The organism is Halogranum amylolyticum, from assembly GCF_900110465.1.
GTDB lineage: Archaea > Halobacteriota > Halobacteria > Halobacteriales > Haloferacaceae > Halogranum > Halogranum amylolyticum.
The window spans coordinates 81,643-95,845 of record NZ_FODV01000008.1 but is presented as its reverse complement, the minus strand read 5'-3'; the positions used below and the strand labels follow the sequence as shown (position 1 = coordinate 95,845).

General features: G+C 65.9%; 17 protein-coding genes and 1 tRNA gene. 9 read left to right on the top strand and 9 right to left on the bottom strand.

What is annotated here, in order from left to right; genetic code table 11:
* Positions 1–24 precede the first annotated feature (24 nt).
* Together BSG17_RS15015 and BSG17_RS15010 are read right to left on the bottom strand one after the other, a co-directional pair.
* Positions 25–972, bottom strand: a complete 948-nt coding sequence (locus tag BSG17_RS15015) for a DMT family transporter (protein WP_089825520.1) — start codon at positions 970–972, stop codon at positions 25–27.
* A 315-nt stretch (positions 973–1,287) separates the two neighbouring features.
* A complete protein-coding gene (locus BSG17_RS15010; RefSeq protein ID WP_089825517.1) occupies positions 1,288–1,575 on the bottom strand; it encodes a DUF6360 family protein in 288 nt (95 codons plus the stop codon).
* Between the two features lie 90 nt (positions 1,576–1,665).
* Here BSG17_RS15010 and BSG17_RS15005 point away from each other — a divergent pair, with 90 nt between their 5' ends.
* Together BSG17_RS15005 and BSG17_RS15000 are read left to right on the top strand one after the other, a co-directional pair.
* On the top strand, positions 1,666–1,968 hold the full coding sequence (locus BSG17_RS15005) for a HalOD1 output domain-containing protein (RefSeq protein ID WP_139246621.1): 303 nt from the start codon (positions 1,666–1,668) through the stop codon (positions 1,966–1,968).
* Positions 1,969–2,077: 109 nt separating this feature from the next.
* Positions 2,078–2,740, top strand: coding sequence for a TIGR00266 family protein (locus BSG17_RS15000; protein ID WP_089825513.1), 663 nt, complete (start codon positions 2,078–2,080; stop codon positions 2,738–2,740).
* A 92-nt stretch (positions 2,741–2,832) separates the two neighbouring features.
* Here the strand turns inward: BSG17_RS15000 and BSG17_RS14995 are convergent, their stop codons facing one another.
* Both BSG17_RS14995 and BSG17_RS14990 read right to left on the bottom strand, forming a co-directional pair.
* Positions 2,833–4,611 (bottom strand): nitrite/sulfite reductase, encoded by a 1,779-nt coding sequence (locus tag BSG17_RS14995; RefSeq protein ID WP_089825511.1) that lies wholly within the window; start codon positions 4,609–4,611, stop codon positions 2,833–2,835.
* Positions 4,612–4,698: 87 nt separating this feature from the next.
* The gene (locus BSG17_RS14990; RefSeq protein ID WP_089825630.1) at positions 4,699–5,022 is read right to left on the bottom strand and encodes a DUF8134 family protein; all 324 of its coding nucleotides are present in this window, start codon (positions 5,020–5,022) and stop codon (positions 4,699–4,701) included.
* Positions 5,023–5,334: 312 nt separating this feature from the next.
* Here BSG17_RS14990 and BSG17_RS28300 point away from each other — a divergent pair, with 312 nt between their 5' ends.
* Entirely contained in the window at positions 5,335–5,469 is a 135-nt protein-coding gene (locus tag BSG17_RS28300; RefSeq protein WP_280141184.1) for a hypothetical protein, read from the top strand.
* Positions 5,470–5,569: 100 nt separating this feature from the next.
* A complete protein-coding gene (locus tag BSG17_RS14985) occupies positions 5,570–6,244 on the top strand; it encodes a DUF7119 family protein (protein ID WP_089825509.1) in 675 nt (224 codons plus the stop codon).
* Here BSG17_RS14985 and BSG17_RS14980 read toward each other — a convergent pair.
* A complete protein-coding gene (locus BSG17_RS14980; protein ID WP_089825507.1) occupies positions 6,226–7,476 on the bottom strand; it encodes a M20/M25/M40 family metallo-hydrolase in 1,251 nt (416 codons plus the stop codon). The two genes, BSG17_RS14985 and BSG17_RS14980, sit on opposite strands and share 19 nt — an antisense overlap.
* Before the next feature lie 83 nt (positions 7,477–7,559).
* Between BSG17_RS14980 and BSG17_RS14975 the strand changes: the two genes are divergently transcribed.
* Positions 7,560–7,674: transfer RNA gene (locus BSG17_RS14975), tRNA-Lys, on the top strand.
* Between the two features lie 272 nt (positions 7,675–7,946).
* On the opposite strand, the gene BSG17_RS26050 is transcribed toward BSG17_RS14975, so the two are convergent.
* The 3 genes from BSG17_RS26050 to BSG17_RS14965 form a co-directional block, all read right to left on the bottom strand.
* A complete protein-coding gene (locus tag BSG17_RS26050; RefSeq protein ID WP_139246619.1) occupies positions 7,947–8,282 on the bottom strand; it encodes a hypothetical protein in 336 nt (111 codons plus the stop codon).
* 96 nt (positions 8,283–8,378) lie between these two features.
* Positions 8,379–9,008, bottom strand: coding sequence for a DUF4397 domain-containing protein (locus BSG17_RS14970; protein ID WP_089825505.1), 630 nt, complete (start codon positions 9,006–9,008; stop codon positions 8,379–8,381).
* A gap of 126 nt (positions 9,009–9,134) precedes the next feature.
* Positions 9,135–9,614 carry a deoxyuridine 5'-triphosphate nucleotidohydrolase gene (locus tag BSG17_RS14965; protein ID WP_089825503.1) on the bottom strand — a complete coding sequence of 160 codons (480 nt, stop codon included), beginning with the start codon at positions 9,612–9,614 and terminating at the stop codon, positions 9,135–9,137.
* A 177-nt stretch (positions 9,615–9,791) separates the two neighbouring features.
* On the opposite strand from BSG17_RS14965, the gene BSG17_RS14960 reads away from it, so the two are divergent.
* Positions 9,792–11,765: an aconitate hydratase gene (locus BSG17_RS14960; protein ID WP_089825501.1), complete on the top strand. Its 1,974-nt coding sequence runs from the start codon at positions 9,792–9,794 to the stop codon at positions 11,763–11,765.
* A gap of 87 nt (positions 11,766–11,852) precedes the next feature.
* Here BSG17_RS14960 and BSG17_RS14955 read toward each other — a convergent pair whose 3' ends face one another.
* Positions 11,853–12,482 carry a DUF5828 family protein gene (locus BSG17_RS14955; protein WP_139246618.1) on the bottom strand — a complete coding sequence of 210 codons (630 nt, stop codon included), beginning with the start codon at positions 12,480–12,482 and terminating at the stop codon, positions 11,853–11,855.
* A gap of 188 nt (positions 12,483–12,670) precedes the next feature.
* Between BSG17_RS14955 and rimI the strand changes: the two genes are divergently transcribed.
* From rimI to BSG17_RS14940, 3 genes are read left to right on the top strand one after another with little or no spacing between them, the layout of a single operon-like run.
* Positions 12,671–13,210, top strand: a complete 540-nt coding sequence (gene rimI / locus BSG17_RS14950) for a ribosomal protein S18-alanine N-acetyltransferase (RefSeq protein ID WP_089825497.1) — start codon at positions 12,671–12,673, stop codon at positions 13,208–13,210.
* 58 nt (positions 13,211–13,268) lie between these two features.
* Positions 13,269–13,682 carry a DUF5810 domain-containing protein gene (locus BSG17_RS14945; protein ID WP_089825495.1) on the top strand — a complete coding sequence of 138 codons (414 nt, stop codon included), beginning with the start codon at positions 13,269–13,271 and terminating at the stop codon, positions 13,680–13,682.
* A gap of 54 nt (positions 13,683–13,736) precedes the next feature.
* Entirely contained in the window at positions 13,737–14,159 is a 423-nt protein-coding gene (locus BSG17_RS14940) for a DUF5809 family protein (RefSeq protein ID WP_089825493.1), read from the top strand.
* Positions 14,160–14,203 lie beyond the last annotated feature (44 nt).

Sequence of the window (14,203 nt, the reverse complement as noted above, 5' to 3'; positions counted from 1 at the left end):
CGAAGAGTGAGGTGGGGAGCTCGCTCAGTCGTCGCGGTCGGCGTCGAACCGTCTCGCGTCGCGTTCGACGGTCGCGACGAGGCGGTCGATCTCCGTACGGAGCTGTCGGCGCTGGAGCACCGCGAAGCCAACGAGGATGACGCCGAAGCCGACCAGCGTGGTCGCCGCGAGCTGCTCACCGAGCAGCAGCCACGCCGTCACCGACGCCACCGCGGGGACGGCGTAGGAGACGAGGTTGGCGCGGACCGGTCCGGCCTCCGCGATGAGCAGGAAGTACGCGCCGTAGGCGACGGCCGTCCCGGGGACGCCCACGTAGCCGACTGCGACGATCGTCTCCGCCGTCCACGGTATCGTCGCCACCGACTCGCCGACGACGAGACTGGCGACGTGGAGGCCGACCGCGCCGACGAGCATCGCCCACGCCGACAGCGGCAGCGTCGCCAACTGCGGTCGGGCGCGCTGAAGCAGGACGCTCCCGAGCGAGACGCTGAGTGCGGCGAGGAGGACGAGCGACTGGCCGAACGTCCCCGAGCCGAGTTGGTCGGGCGAGGGTTGGACGATGACGACGACGCCGACCAGTCCCAGGAGGATGCCGGCGACGTCCCAGCGTGCGACCCGGTCGCCGAGCGCGAGGTAGGCGAACACCGGCGAGACGACCGGCATCAGGCTGTACATGACGGCTGCCGCGCCGCTGGCGGTGTACTGCTGGCCGACGAACAGCAGCGCGTTGTTGACGCCGACGACGAAGACGGCGCTGGCGACGACGCCGACGACGTCGCTGCGCGTTCGAGGGAGCCACGAGTCGTAGGCGACGGCGACGAACGCCAGGAGGAGGACGGCGGCGACGTCGAACCGGAAGGCGGCGAACAGCACCGGCGGCACCGTCGCGAGTCCGGCTTTGATGGCTACGAAGGAGGTGCCGAGACACACCGACGCCGCACCGAAGAGAGTGAGCGTACCGCGGGAACTCATCGCCGCACCCCCGGTTTCGGGACGCCCGCATTGTGTGTATTGCGGGCACCGAAACCGGGAGTCGTCGAGCCGATACGAGAACGCACGTCGAGATACTGACAGCCCATGTGTTGGGTTCCTCAACTAAACGCTGTGTTCGCTACTACTTATTTTCGTTGGGTGGCGATCTAGCGTGACAATATGCCACTCACACGCGTCAGAAGAGGACACGGTAGACACTGTCTATCCGAGGTGGTGTCGATCCGGCGGTCGTCGGACACGGAGCGTGTGAGAACGAGTCGGGGCGGGTCGGCGACTGTGGGCCGACGGACGGCGCTACTCCTCGTCTCGGGCGGCGTCGACGCGGTCAGCGTACTTCTCTAACTCGCCGGCGAGCGTCCGCGCCTGATCCGCAGAGAGCGTGACGCGGTCGGCGTGCGCGGGGAGGCGGTCCAACTGTGTGTTGTCGAGTTCCAGTTCCAGTTTCACGTGGTCGGGGTTCTCGCGGGGTGCCGTGACGTTGAGCACCGCGAAGGCCGCCTCTTCGAAGTCGTGTCCCGTGGCGGTGCCGTCGAGCATGTCGAACGTGGTGTAGGCGTTGATGCGCAGCAGTCGGTCGGGCATGGGAACTCGTGGGACCCTCGCGTACAAACGGTTGTCGCCACGGAGTCCGGCGGGGGAACAGTTATCTTCTCCCGAGAACATTCTGGTACAATGGCACGAACGCAAGTGACTGTCCCCTCCGAGCAGTCCTTGGTTCACATGACGCGACACGCCCACGAGAGCGGCGAACCGCTCAGTACCGCGGTCGCGTCGGCGGTGGCGGCGGCAGACGACGCCGAACCGACGGCGACGGGGTGGACGCTCGCAGAGTACATCGACCCGAGCGCGCTCGACGCGCTGTTCGACCGGTACAGCGACGTCATCGGCGGACACTGGCGGTTCGAGTTCGACGTCGAGCAGTTCCGCGTCGTCGTCGAGAACGACGGCGTCATCAGCGTCTATCGGACGCCGTAGCGGACCCTCCGACCTCGACCCGACGGTTCGGGACTCGGCAGTCGCGACGTTCGTCGTTCTCACATTTCACCTCACCAATAATTTATACGAGGCCGAGATACTCGCGAGTATGAAGTTCGAGATCGCCGACGGACGGAGCTACGCGACGCTGGAAGTGACGATGGATGCCGGTGACCGCATCGGTGTCGACCCCGGTTCGATGGTGACGCGGAGCGACGCCATCCGCTCGGAGACGAACGCGGGCGAGGGCGGCCTCGGGGGGATGTTCAAACGCGCCATCTCCGACGAACTCGACGTGCTCACGACGTTCCTCGAAGCCGAGGCTGACGGGTCACGGACTGTTCTCGCCCCGGACTACCTCGGCGACATCACTCGACTGGACCTCGACGAGACCGGCCCCGTGAAGGTGCAGTCCGGTGGGCTGCTCGCGTGGACGACCGACGTCGAGCGGAGTACCGCCGCCAACGAGGCGGGGAACTTCTTCTCGTCGGGTGAACTCACCGTCCTGCGACTCGGCGGCTCCGGCACTGCATTCGTCTCGGCGTTCGGCGCGGTGCGCGAGGAGACTGTCACTCCCGACGACCCGCTCGTCGTCGACGAGGACCACCTGCTCGCGTGGACGGATGGCCTCTCCGTCTCGCGAACGAAGGACTCGAACATCAAATCCTCGCTGCTCGGCGGCGAGGGGTTCGTCACGCGGCTGGAAGGCGACGGTCGCGTCTGGGTCCAGACGCGCGATCCGATGGTGCTGTTCGGTGGCGGCGGGCAGTGAGGCGACGACGGCGGTAGGAACCAGTTCACTCACCGCGAAGCTCGGGCCTCTCGGGCCTCGCAGGCCTCGCGGCCTTTTTTGGCCGGGATTTTTCAGTCGTCCGCGGGCAGCGTGTTACCCTCGCCGTCCGTCGGCGCGGGACTCGCGTCCATCGAGTCGTCGTCGGCGTAGGGGTACCACGTCATCTTCGTGTTGTGCATCATCGGGTCGTCGTAGCTGGTCTCCTCGGGTTCGATCAGGTCGGCGAGGCTCTCCTCGTCGGTGCGCTCGACGAACTCGCGGAACGTCTCGCCTCCTTCCCTCTGCTCTTCGAAGTTCGCGAGCAGGTTCTTGATGGCACCGGGTACCTCGTCGACTGGGATACGCTGGGCGACCCAGTCGGCGAAGTGCGGGTTCTCGCCGAGACCGCCGCCGAGACCGATGTCGAGTGCCTCGACCGGTTCGCCGTCCTTGCGGGTCTTCATGCCGCGCAGGGAGACGTCGGCGATCTGCGGTTGTGCGCAGGAGGCCGTACAGCCCGAGAGGTGGATGTGGAAGTCCTCGACGCCGTCGGGGAGGTCGACGTTCTCCTTCAGCCAGCGGGCGTAGCGCACCTGGCGGTTCTTCGTCTCCACGATGGAGAGCGAACAGAACTCCGTGCCCGTACAGGCGACCGACCCGCGCATGAACGGATGAGGGTCCGGCGAGTAGTGTTCCAGCAGGTCCTCCTGCTTGAGCGCGTCGAGCTTCTCCTCGGGGACGTCGGTGACGATGACGTTCTGCCGCTGCGTGATGCGGATCTCGCCGGAGCCGTACTCGTCGGCGAGACGGGCGAGCTCTTTCGTGTCGTCGACGCCCATCCGACCGACGAGGACGTCGAGACCGACGTAGTAGTTGCCGTCGGCTTGCTCGTGGATACCGACGTGGTCGGAGTGACCGCCGTTGGCGTAGCCGGAGTTGTAGGAGTACTCCGAGCGAAGGTCTTCCCCTGCCGTTTTCAGTTCGTAGTCGACGTACTCCTCCTGGAGGACGTTCCGGAACTTCTCCGGTCCCCACTCGTCCATCAGGAACTTGATGCGGGCGTTGTACCGGTTCTCGCGGTCGCCGTTGTCGCGGAAGAGCGCGGAGATGGCACCGGAGACTTCCGAAGCCTGCTCGGGCGTGACGAAGACGTCGATGTCGCGGGCGAGTCGCGGTTCGTTCCGCGAGAGGCCGCCGCCGACGCGGATGTTGAACCCTTTGACCTCCTCGCCGTCGATCTCCTTCGTCGCGGGTTCGAGCGCGAGGTCGTTGATGTCGCCCTGGCCACAGCCTTCGCGGCAGCCGGTGATCGAGACCTTCCACTTCCGGGGGAGGTTCGAGTGGTCGTCGTTCCCCTTGTACTCCTCGTTGAGCTCCATCGCGACGGGGAGCGCCTCGACGTGTTCGTGCTTGTCCTTGCCGGCGACGGGACAGCCGACGATGTTCCGCCAGGAGTCACCACAGGCCTGCTGGGTCGACAGCCCGACGGATTCGAGCTTGTCGAAGATCTCCGGGATGTCCTCGAGTTTGATCCAGTGTAGTTGGATCGACTGGCGGGTGGTCCAGTCGACGTAGCCGTCGCCGAAGATGGGATTGTCGGCAGGGCCGCGGGCGTACTCGTCTGCCACTTCGGCGACGACTTCGGTCTGCCCCGGCGTCAGCACGCCGTTCGGCGTCCCGATCCGCATCATGAAGTAGCTCTCCTGTCCGTTGCGCTGGTGGTACAGCCCCCACCATTTGAAGCGCTCGAACCAGGCGTCGTGTTCGTCTTCGGGAATCGAGTCCCACCCCTTCTCGGCAAATTCGAGGAGGTGCTCTCGAATCTCGTTGCCGTACACCTCCGACTTCCAGTTTTCGACGTCCGTAGGCATCTCTGTGCCTCCCTTTTGGACACATACGTAAGGGGGCGCGCATGCCGTCAACCCTTCCCGGTGCTCCCACAAACAGGAGATTGTTGCCTACTCTCGGCGCGTTGTCACGCCGGTCGGTGCGAGGACGTTCTCGCGGTCGAGGCCGTGGAACTCCCCGTCGCGGATTCGCCCGACGGGAAGCCACTGGGTCGTCTCCTTCGCTCCGCAGGCGATACACTGGCCGTAGACGCGGACCTCGACGGTGCGGCCGTCGACGCCGACCTCGATGAAGTTCTCGACGACCATATCGGGGAGGCGACAGGCGCAGAACTCCGGATCGACGAACCGCCAGAGTTCGCTGACGCTGACCTCTCTGTGGTCGTTGACGGAGATCCACGCACCGTCGTCGAGGATGCGAAGGGCGACGGACATACTCTCTCGTTCGTCCTCCACCCTCCTGTAGCAGTCGGCGACTGCAAACCCTGCGGCGAGTTCGCGACGGGAAGGTTCGTGTAGGTACCGACCCCGTCGTGCGGTTTCGACGAAATTCGTCGTCAGAGATACCGGCAACACAGTCTGGGACGCGGGAGCAGGGGTGAAGGTTACGTCTAGAGGCGGCCTTATGGACGTTCTCGTCTAACGAGGTGATGATGAGTAGCCACGAACCCGACCGCGACGTTCGCGACCACGTCTCCGCAGACGTCGCCCCGGAACTGTACGAACCCTCGCAGGGGGCGCGGACCGATGAGTGAGCCCGCAGCCGAACTCAACGACGCCGACGAGCGACACGACGCCCATCTGAACGACCTCGAAGACGGGTCCGGCTGTACCGAGATCTGGGAACATCTCTCGGAGCGCCGGGAGGAAGCGGACGAGTAGCCACTTCGTAACCCACCGACGTACCACGAACCGACCCACCTGTGCAAATCTTACGCGACAGCGAGATGCTTTTGGTAGCAACCACACAATCTGACACTGTATGACAGACGAGTCGCCGCAGACGAGACTGCCGGCCGACCGCGAAGAACCGGTCGGCGAGCCCGTCGTGCGTGCGGACCCGGCCGTCACCGGCGAACGGGCCTCGGAGGCGGTCGGCTTCGACCCCGACGACCCCGAGAGCGTCGCCGAGGCCGCCGAGACGGTCAGCGCGTTCGCGCAGAATACCGCCGGTGCCGAGGACAACGTCTACATGCTCCGCGGGGCGGCAGCGTGTGCGGCACTCGTCCGCGGCGTCGGCTCCTACAAGGCCGCCGCAGAACGGACTGACGGCGTCGCCTCGATCGCCTTCATCCGCAAGTGGGCGCGGGTGCACGACCTCCCGCAGTCGATCCGGCGACACGTCGCCCGCGGCCACATCGCGCCGACGGCGGCGAAACACATCGCTCGCGTCCCCGGGGAGGCGCGGTTCACACTCGCGTGGGCGACCATCGACAGCGACCTGACGGTCCGAGAGGTGCGCGCCATCGCCAGCGAGATCAACGACGGCACCGATCCGGCCGACGCGCTCCGCGGCTACGGCGTCAGACCGGGGCGGATCGGTCTCGACCTGCCGCCGGAGCTGTACAACGAACTCCGCCGCCGCGCGTCGGTGCAGAACCGGACGCCCGGCGACGTCGTCGCCGACGCCCTCGACGACTACTTCGCGGAGAGATAGCGCCGTGCGCTCGCGGTAATCGTCTCGCGCGCTCGTTCGACGTCCGACCAACGGACCGTCTCGTCGGGGTAGTGCGCCTGTTCTATCGTTCCCGGTCCGAAGAGCACCGTCGGGATCCCGGCGGCGACGTAGTGTCGCGAGTCCGCCCCGTAGGTCGCACCTCGCGGGTCGGTGTCGTCGAGTCCCGCCTCTCGCATCCCGCCTCGGAGCGCCGCGACGACCGACTCGTCGGGGGCGGTCTCACCCGCCTCGAACTGGACGGAGAACCGCTCGAACTTCGGCGGGCGTGCCGAGAGCCACTCGCTGTCGGCGACGACCTCGGCCAGTCGCTCCTCGAACTGTGTTTCGACCTCGTCGACGGTCTCGCCCGGGGCGACGCCGATGCGGACCTCAGCCGTCAACTCCGCCGGGACCGTCGACGCCCACGACCCGGCCTGCACGGTTCCGAAGACGACCGGCCACGGAATCGGGAACTCGTTGTACAGCGGATGTGACACCGACTCGCCTCGTTCCTGCTCCAGCTCCTCGAAGGCGTGGCGAACCGTCTCGAAGTGTGGCAGCACGGACTCGCCGACCCACCGCGTCGCGGCGTGCGCGGACCGACCGGTGAGATGGAGTCGCTTCATCACGCTCCCTTCCGTCGCCGTCACGACCCGCAAATTAGTCGGTTCGGCGACGAGCGCGGCGTCCCGCTCGAAGGGGTAGGGGTTGTCGAGCGCCGCGGCCGCCGCACCGATGCCACCCTCCTCTTCGCCGACGACGGACTCGACGACGACGCGGCCATCGAGGGACTCGTGCTCGTCGTGTTCTTTCCGCAGCGCCAGTGCCGCGAAGACGCACGCCGTGAGTCCGGACTTCATGTCCGCCGCGCCGCGTGCTCGGAGGTTCTCCCCGTCTTCGATCCACGTCGGTTCGAACGGATCGCTGCTCCAGAGGTCGCGTTCGACCGGCACCACGTCGACGTGGCCGTTCAGGACGAGCGTCTTGCCCGCCTCGGGGTCTCCGAACTCCAGAACGCCACCGACGCTCGGTCGATCCGCCACGTCGATGTCGGCGGGGTCGTCGGGGAAGGAGGGGTGCTCGGCGAGTTGGTCGGCGTCGGCGGTCCACTCGTAGGTCTCGAACCCGAGATCGTAGAGTCGCTCGCGGAACCACGCCTGCGCGGCGGCCTCGTCGCCGCCTGTCGTGTCGAATCGGAGGAGGGCTTCGGCGAACGTCCGGAGGTCTGTCATGGATGAGGTGACGAGGAGTGGTGCGGTAAGGGCTTCGAGATAATCGTAAACGCTTATACGGTAGTGCAGTAAGGTGGAAGTGAGGGCCGGTAGCTCAGTTCGGCAGAGCGTCTGGCTTTTATCGTGACTACGCGAGCGGTTTTGCGCGTGGTTGCGGGAGACACCAGACGGTCGGGGGTTCAAGTCCCTCCCGGCCCGCTTCTACGGAACCTACACGCCAGCGAGCACCTCGTGTGCTCGCCACTCGCGTGTTGCAGTGTGCGGCTACGAGGGACTTGAAGCAGACCAGTCGCGCGCAGCGAACGTAAGTGAGCGAGCACGTCTGGGCGTAGTTCAAGTCCCTCCCGGCCCACTTTCGTTGATGTGCTACCTTGCAGTGGCAAGTACGCTACGGACACCTCGAAAGTCCCGCCCTGACAGCACGGCCACACCCTCCCCAACCGATTCCTTCGTTCACTCGCAGTGCTCGTTCACTCAGTCATCCCTCGCAAGAGCTTCGCTCTTGCTGCCCTTCGCTCGCGATGCTCGCGAAAACCTCGCGTGCGTGGTTCGCGGCCGTCGCCGCGAAGCCACGCGCCACGGCGGTTGTTCGGTTCTGCAATCACACGTCCCCCATCTCGCTCCGCTTCTAGTTCCACAATCCGCGCTTCCAACGACTCGATCTGCTCGCTCAACGTCGCCAGTCTTCCACCGACCCACGTACCGACGAGAAATGCGGGAACTGCCCCGAGCGGACTGAACAACGACCAGCCGACGAATCCGAAGACGACGCCGAGACCGAGAGTTCCAACGTCCCCTGTATTCACGACACGTAGCTGCCGGCAACAGAGATAAGTCGTTCTGCGCTCGTCAGTTCTGAATTAAAAAACCGGCTCTGTGGCGTACTTTGTCGACGTCGGTCGTCAGTACGCCCGACCGCGCTTCCCGCCGCCCTTCGCCGCCGGTGACCCGGCGTCGCGGGTGATAATCGCCTCCAGCGACGAGGCGGTGTCGATACCGAACACCGTACACGTCTCGCCGCCCTCGAACTGGCAGTCCGACAGTTCGAGGACGACCTCGTCGGTGCCGGCGCGGCACAGTTCGAGGTCGTAGGTCCCGGCGTCGACGGGTTCGTAGTTGCTCGCTTTCCGGAACCCGACGTTCTCGAAGAGCGTCTGCCCGTCGGTCGTTCGGACGTCCAGTTTCGGGGCGTCCGGCGAACAGTGGACGAAGCGCGCGTGACACTTCCCCTGCGGGACGTCCCCGTTCTCGTCGGTCAGGACGAGCGGCTGGATGTCGTCGGCGAACCCCGTCGCGAGCACCGAGTAGTCCTGACCCTGCTTCAGGGTCAGCGTCTCGTCGATGACCGCTTTCGAGCGGTCTTCACCCTTCGGGACGACCGCGATCTCGTACTCGCCCGGTTGCAACGAGGCGTACTCGCTGACGTTCCCGAATTTGACGTTGTCGAACGCCCGGTCGTCGTTCAGATAGATGTCCACGCCCGACGCGTCTGGACAGCAGTGCCCGATTCGTACCTGTGTTGTCTCTACCATTGTGTCTCCCTCCTCCGAAGAGAGATATCGCTCGCTGAGGGCTTGATTGTGGCTAGACTGTCCGAAAAGAGATGACTTCGGGACGTGATCGACCGGGGTGACAGTCTCGCCGTGCAGACACGTCGACTACTCGAGGTTCTCGCCCTGATAGCTCCCGTCGTAGGCGTCGTCGTGGCTCCCCTCGGCGAGCACCAACTGCGCGATCCGGGCGTCGCGTTCGAGTTCGACGTCGTGGTGCACCTGGAGCAGTCCTTCGCCTCGCCCTTCGTAGCCGGCGTCCCAGACGGCGGTGTTGAGCATACAGGAGTTCCGCATCAGCGACGACCGCGGGTAGATGAAGCCGACGTGACCCTCGGGGATGTGGACCGTCTCCGCGTAGCGGACGATGTAGCCACCCGCCGGCAGGTAGTACGAGTCGGTTCCTTCGTCCCGTTCCTCCCGTTCGACGGCCTGCCGCTCGCCGATCTCCTTCCCGTCGACGCCGATGCGGCCAGGGTCGCGCTGCTCGAAGACGGCGTCGAGCGTGAGATCGACGCCGTTGGGCTGGATCTGCGCTTCGGTGAGCGGACTGACGTGTTCTGCGACGAACGACCCGGCTTTGTACATGGTCGTTCGTCCACTCACCCGACGAAAAAACTGCTGACTCGTTGCAGAGGATTACAACTCAGACACGAGTTAGTTTAGAACCACGCGCGAAAATTGCCGGACAGCGCTTATTTCACACGGTAATTGGAACGGAAACACGCGGGATTTATATCCGCAGAGGAACGACCAACGGACGTTATGGGACAGACGCTCACAGAGAAAATCCTCGACGATCATCTCGTCGAGGGCGACCTCACGCCGGGTGAGGAGATCGGTATCGAGATCGACCAGGTACTCGCACAGGACACGACCGGAACGATGGTCTGGCTGCAGTTCGAGGCGCTCGACCTCGACGAGGTCCAGACGGAGCTCGCCGCGCAGTACTGTGACCACCAGACCTACCAGTTCGACTTCAAGAACACGGACGACCACCGCTTCCTCCGCTCGGCAGCCGGCACGTACGGTGCCTACTTCTCCCGTCCGGGCAACGGTATCTGTCACAACGTCCACAAGGAGAACTTCGCCGCCCCCGGCAAGACGCTGCTCGGGTCGGACTCCCACACGCCGACGCCCGGTGGCCTCGGCGAACTCGCGATCGGTGCGGGTGGCCTCGACATCGCCGTCGCCATGGGTGGCGGCGCGTACTACGTCGAGATGCCGGAAGTCGTCAACGTCAAACTCGAAGGCGAGCTCCCCGAGTGGGCGACCGCCAAGGACATCGTCCTCGAGATGCTCCGTCGCCTCAGCGTGAAGGGCGGCGTCGGCAAGGTCTTCGAGTACACCGGTGAGGGTGCGGAGTCGCTTACCGTCCCCGAGCGGACCACCATCACCAACATGGGGACCGAACTCGGCGCGACGTCCTCTCTCTTCGAGACCGACGAGAAGACGAAAGACTACCTGGAGCGCCAGGGCCGCGGCGACGAGTACGTCGAACTCTCGGCCGACGAGGACGCGGAGTACGCCGACGAGGTCGTCATCGACCTCGCCGACCTCGAACCACTCATCGCCAAGCCGTCGATGCCGGACAACGTCGTTCCCGTCCGCGAAGTCGAGGGCGAGCGCGTCGAGCAGGTCATCGTCGGTTCCTGTACCAACGGCGGCTACGAGGACGTCCTCCCGGCCGCGAAGATGGTCAAGGACCGCGAGATCGCGAAGCACATCGAGATGATCGTCGCACCCGGTTCGAAGCAGGCCAGCGAGATGCTCGCCCGCCAGGGCTGGACCGCCGAGATGATGGCCGCAGGCGTCAACGTCTCCGAGGCGACGTGTGGACCGTGTATCGGTATCGGCCACGTCCCCGCCTCCGACTCCGTCTCGCTGCGCACGTTCAACCGCAACTTCGAGGGTCGCTCCGGCATCGAGGACGACTCCGTCTTCCTCTGCTCGCCGGAAGTCGCGGCTGCTGCCGCCATCAAGGGCGAGATCGTCGACCCGCGTGACCTCGCCGACGAACTCGGCGACCTCGAGGCGCCCGGCATGGAGCTCCCCGAGAAGTACGACGGCTCGAAGTCCGACATCATCACGCCCGACGAGGCCATCGACGACGACCTCATCAAGGGCCCCAACATCGGCAACGTCCCGCTGAAGGACCCGCTCGCCGCCGACATCGAGGGCGAGGCGCTGCTGAAGATGGAGGACAACATCACGACGGACCACATCATCCCGGCCACGTCGGACATCCTCAAGTTCCGCTCGAACATCGAGCGGCTCTCGGAGTTCACGCTCTCGCGCGTCGACGAGACGTTCGCCCAGCGCGCCGCGGACGCCGACGGCGGCTTCCTCGTCGCCGGCGAGAACTACGGGCAGGGTTCCTCCCGCGAGCACGCCGCGATGTGCCCGATGTACCTCGGCATCGAGGGCGTCCTCGCACAGTCGTTCGCCCGCATCCACAAGGCGAACCTGTTCAACTTCGGTATCGTTCCCCTCACCATCGACGAGGAGACGTACGAGAAGATCGAGCAGGGTGACGACGTCGAGATCGTCGACGACGTCGCCGACGCCGTCGAGTCCGGTGCCGAAGAGTTCACGGTCCGCGTGAACGACGACTGGGAGGCGACGGCCACGTTGAAGGCCTCCGAGCGCGAGCGCAAGATCCTCGCCGCCGGTGGCAAGCTCTCGTGGACGAAACAGCAGTACGAGTCCGACTCCGGCGCTGCACCCGCAGACGACTGAGTCTCCTGCACCGACGACCGTCCCCATTTTTTCGACGCTGCGCTGTGAGCGCCAGCGTTCGCGCGCTGCTCCATCCTCCGTTCGCACTCAGTCGTCGGCCGGGGCGTGTGCTCGCTGCAGTTGCGAGAGGTTGACCGCGTGTTGGAGCGGCGCGTCGGTGGCGTCCGTCTCCTCTCGCGGCGAGAGGTCGTGACCCTCGGCGGCGACGACCGTCTCGGTCGTCTTCGCGGCGGCGAGATGCCACCGGGGCACCGACGTCTCGTACTCGTAGAGCAGTTCGCGCATCCGAGCACGGAGGTCGTCGTCGACGACGGAGATGTCGAGTCGGTAGCGTTGTCGTCGACGCAGCGAGTCGTGGCGGTCGATGCTCGCGTGGAGGTGGGGCGTGTCGAAGTAGTACGGCGAGACGAGCGTCATGACGTGGAGGTAGAGGAACCGCTCGACGCGACGGAGTCCCCGTCGCCAGCGGGGGTCCCGCTCGGTGTCGTCGCCGTGGCCGCTCGTGTGGTCGGCGGTGCGGACGCCGACGTCGCGACGGAGTCGTTCGTCTGCCTTCGGCCGCCAGCGTTCCCACGCGGCGACCGAGTCGGCGAAGTCGTCTCGAATCGCGTCCAGTTCGACGAGCGCACAGGAGACGTGTTCGCCGTGTTCGACGACGTCCAGCCAGTCTCCGGTGCGGGCGAATCCAGTGGCCGTCTCTCGCAGTGTGGAGGGCATGTGGTCGGTGAGTGCGGGTCGTCGACCCGTCGTTCTCGTCTTGAGACGACGACGGTCGCCGGTATAACTCTGGAGTGACTGTGTGTGTCGTACACACTCCGTACCGACGGTAGGCCGGGGATACCACGGAACGGACGTCGAGTCGTCTAGCCGCACCGTTTTTAGCGGTGAAGTGCTAACGTCGGCCCGTGACAACTGCTCCCGCGGACAGTCGGCCGCTCTCCATCCGGCAGGTCGAGCGCGCGGATCTGCTGGACGTCTTCCGCATCGAGAAGCAGTGCTTCTCCCAACCGTGGCCGTACGCCGCTTTCGAGCAGTTCCTCGACGAGTCGGGGTTTCTCCTCGCCGAACGCGACGGCGTCGTCCTCGGCTACACCGTCGCCGACGTCGTCCCGAACTACGGCCGGGACATCGGCCACATCAAGGACCTCGCGGTCCACCCGGAGTCCCGCGGACAGGGCATCGGCCGGACGCTACTGAACCGAGCGCTCACGGACCTGTTCGTCGACGACGTCGGCCTCGTCAAACTAGAGGTCCGCGAGAGCAACGACCCGGCGCTCGCGCTCTACCGCGACGAGGGGTTCGAACCGATGCGACGCGTCCCCCGCTACTATCAGGACGGCGAGGCGGCGCTCGTGATGGTGCTCGACCTCGACGAGTGGGCGACGGGGACGCCGGCCGGCCCGGATCTCGACGTCGCCGTCGACGCCGACGGCAACGACAGGTGACGCCGCCGACGGGCTCGGAGTGCGCGCTCCTTTTGTCTCTCGGTGTCGAACGGCGCGTATGGGATACGCCTGCCCGGTCTGCGACGTGCCACAGCGCGACGGGAAGCATCTCGCCAACCATCTGGCGTTCACGGCGCTGCTCCGCCACGAGGACCACGAGACGTGGCTGGACGACCACGTCGACGGCTGGAGCGAGCTGAACGCTCCCGAACTCGCCGACCGCGTCGTCGACCACGCCGACGAGCGGGACTTCGAGGAAGTGTTCGAGGACACGACCGACGGACACGACCACCCGCACGACCACGCCGGCGGTCGCGGCGGTCCGGCTATCCGGCAGGGGGGGAACCTCGACGGCGAGACCCAGCAGGTGCTCCGCGAGGCACAGGAACTCACCGAGCAGATGATGGCGGGCGACGAGGACGCCGCGGACGACCCCGCCGAGACGGACGCGGCCGACGACGACGAGCAGTAGCCACCGAACCGAGAGACGGAAAGGTGTAAGCGTCGCGCGCGAGACCACCCGAACATGGAGACAGAGGGGGTCTACGCACCCGAGACGATCGAGGAGGCGAGCGACGCCTACGCAGACGCCGGTCCCGCCGCTCAGGTCGTCGTCCGCGAGACGGTGCGGGCGATGGCGTTCGACCGCGAGGAGTACCGCGACCGCGTGACGAGTGACGTCGTCGAGACGGCCCGCGACGCGCTGTTCGCCTCGCTCTTGGAGGTTCACGTCGGCGACCGAGCGGCGTTCGACGAGTGGCGGGAGAGCCACCCCGACTACGAGATCCACGAGACGGGTAGCGAGAACGTCGACAACGTCGTCTGGCACGCTGCCCCCTTCGCGGAGACGGCCGTGGCCGCGACCTACCAGAAGGAGCGCGACGCCGCCGTGGGGACGCTCCGGCGACAGGCGTTCGGTCGGATTTATCGACCGGCGTTCGAGGAGTAGTCTCTCGCTGGCGGTCGAAACCACCATACCCACCGCTCCCCAAC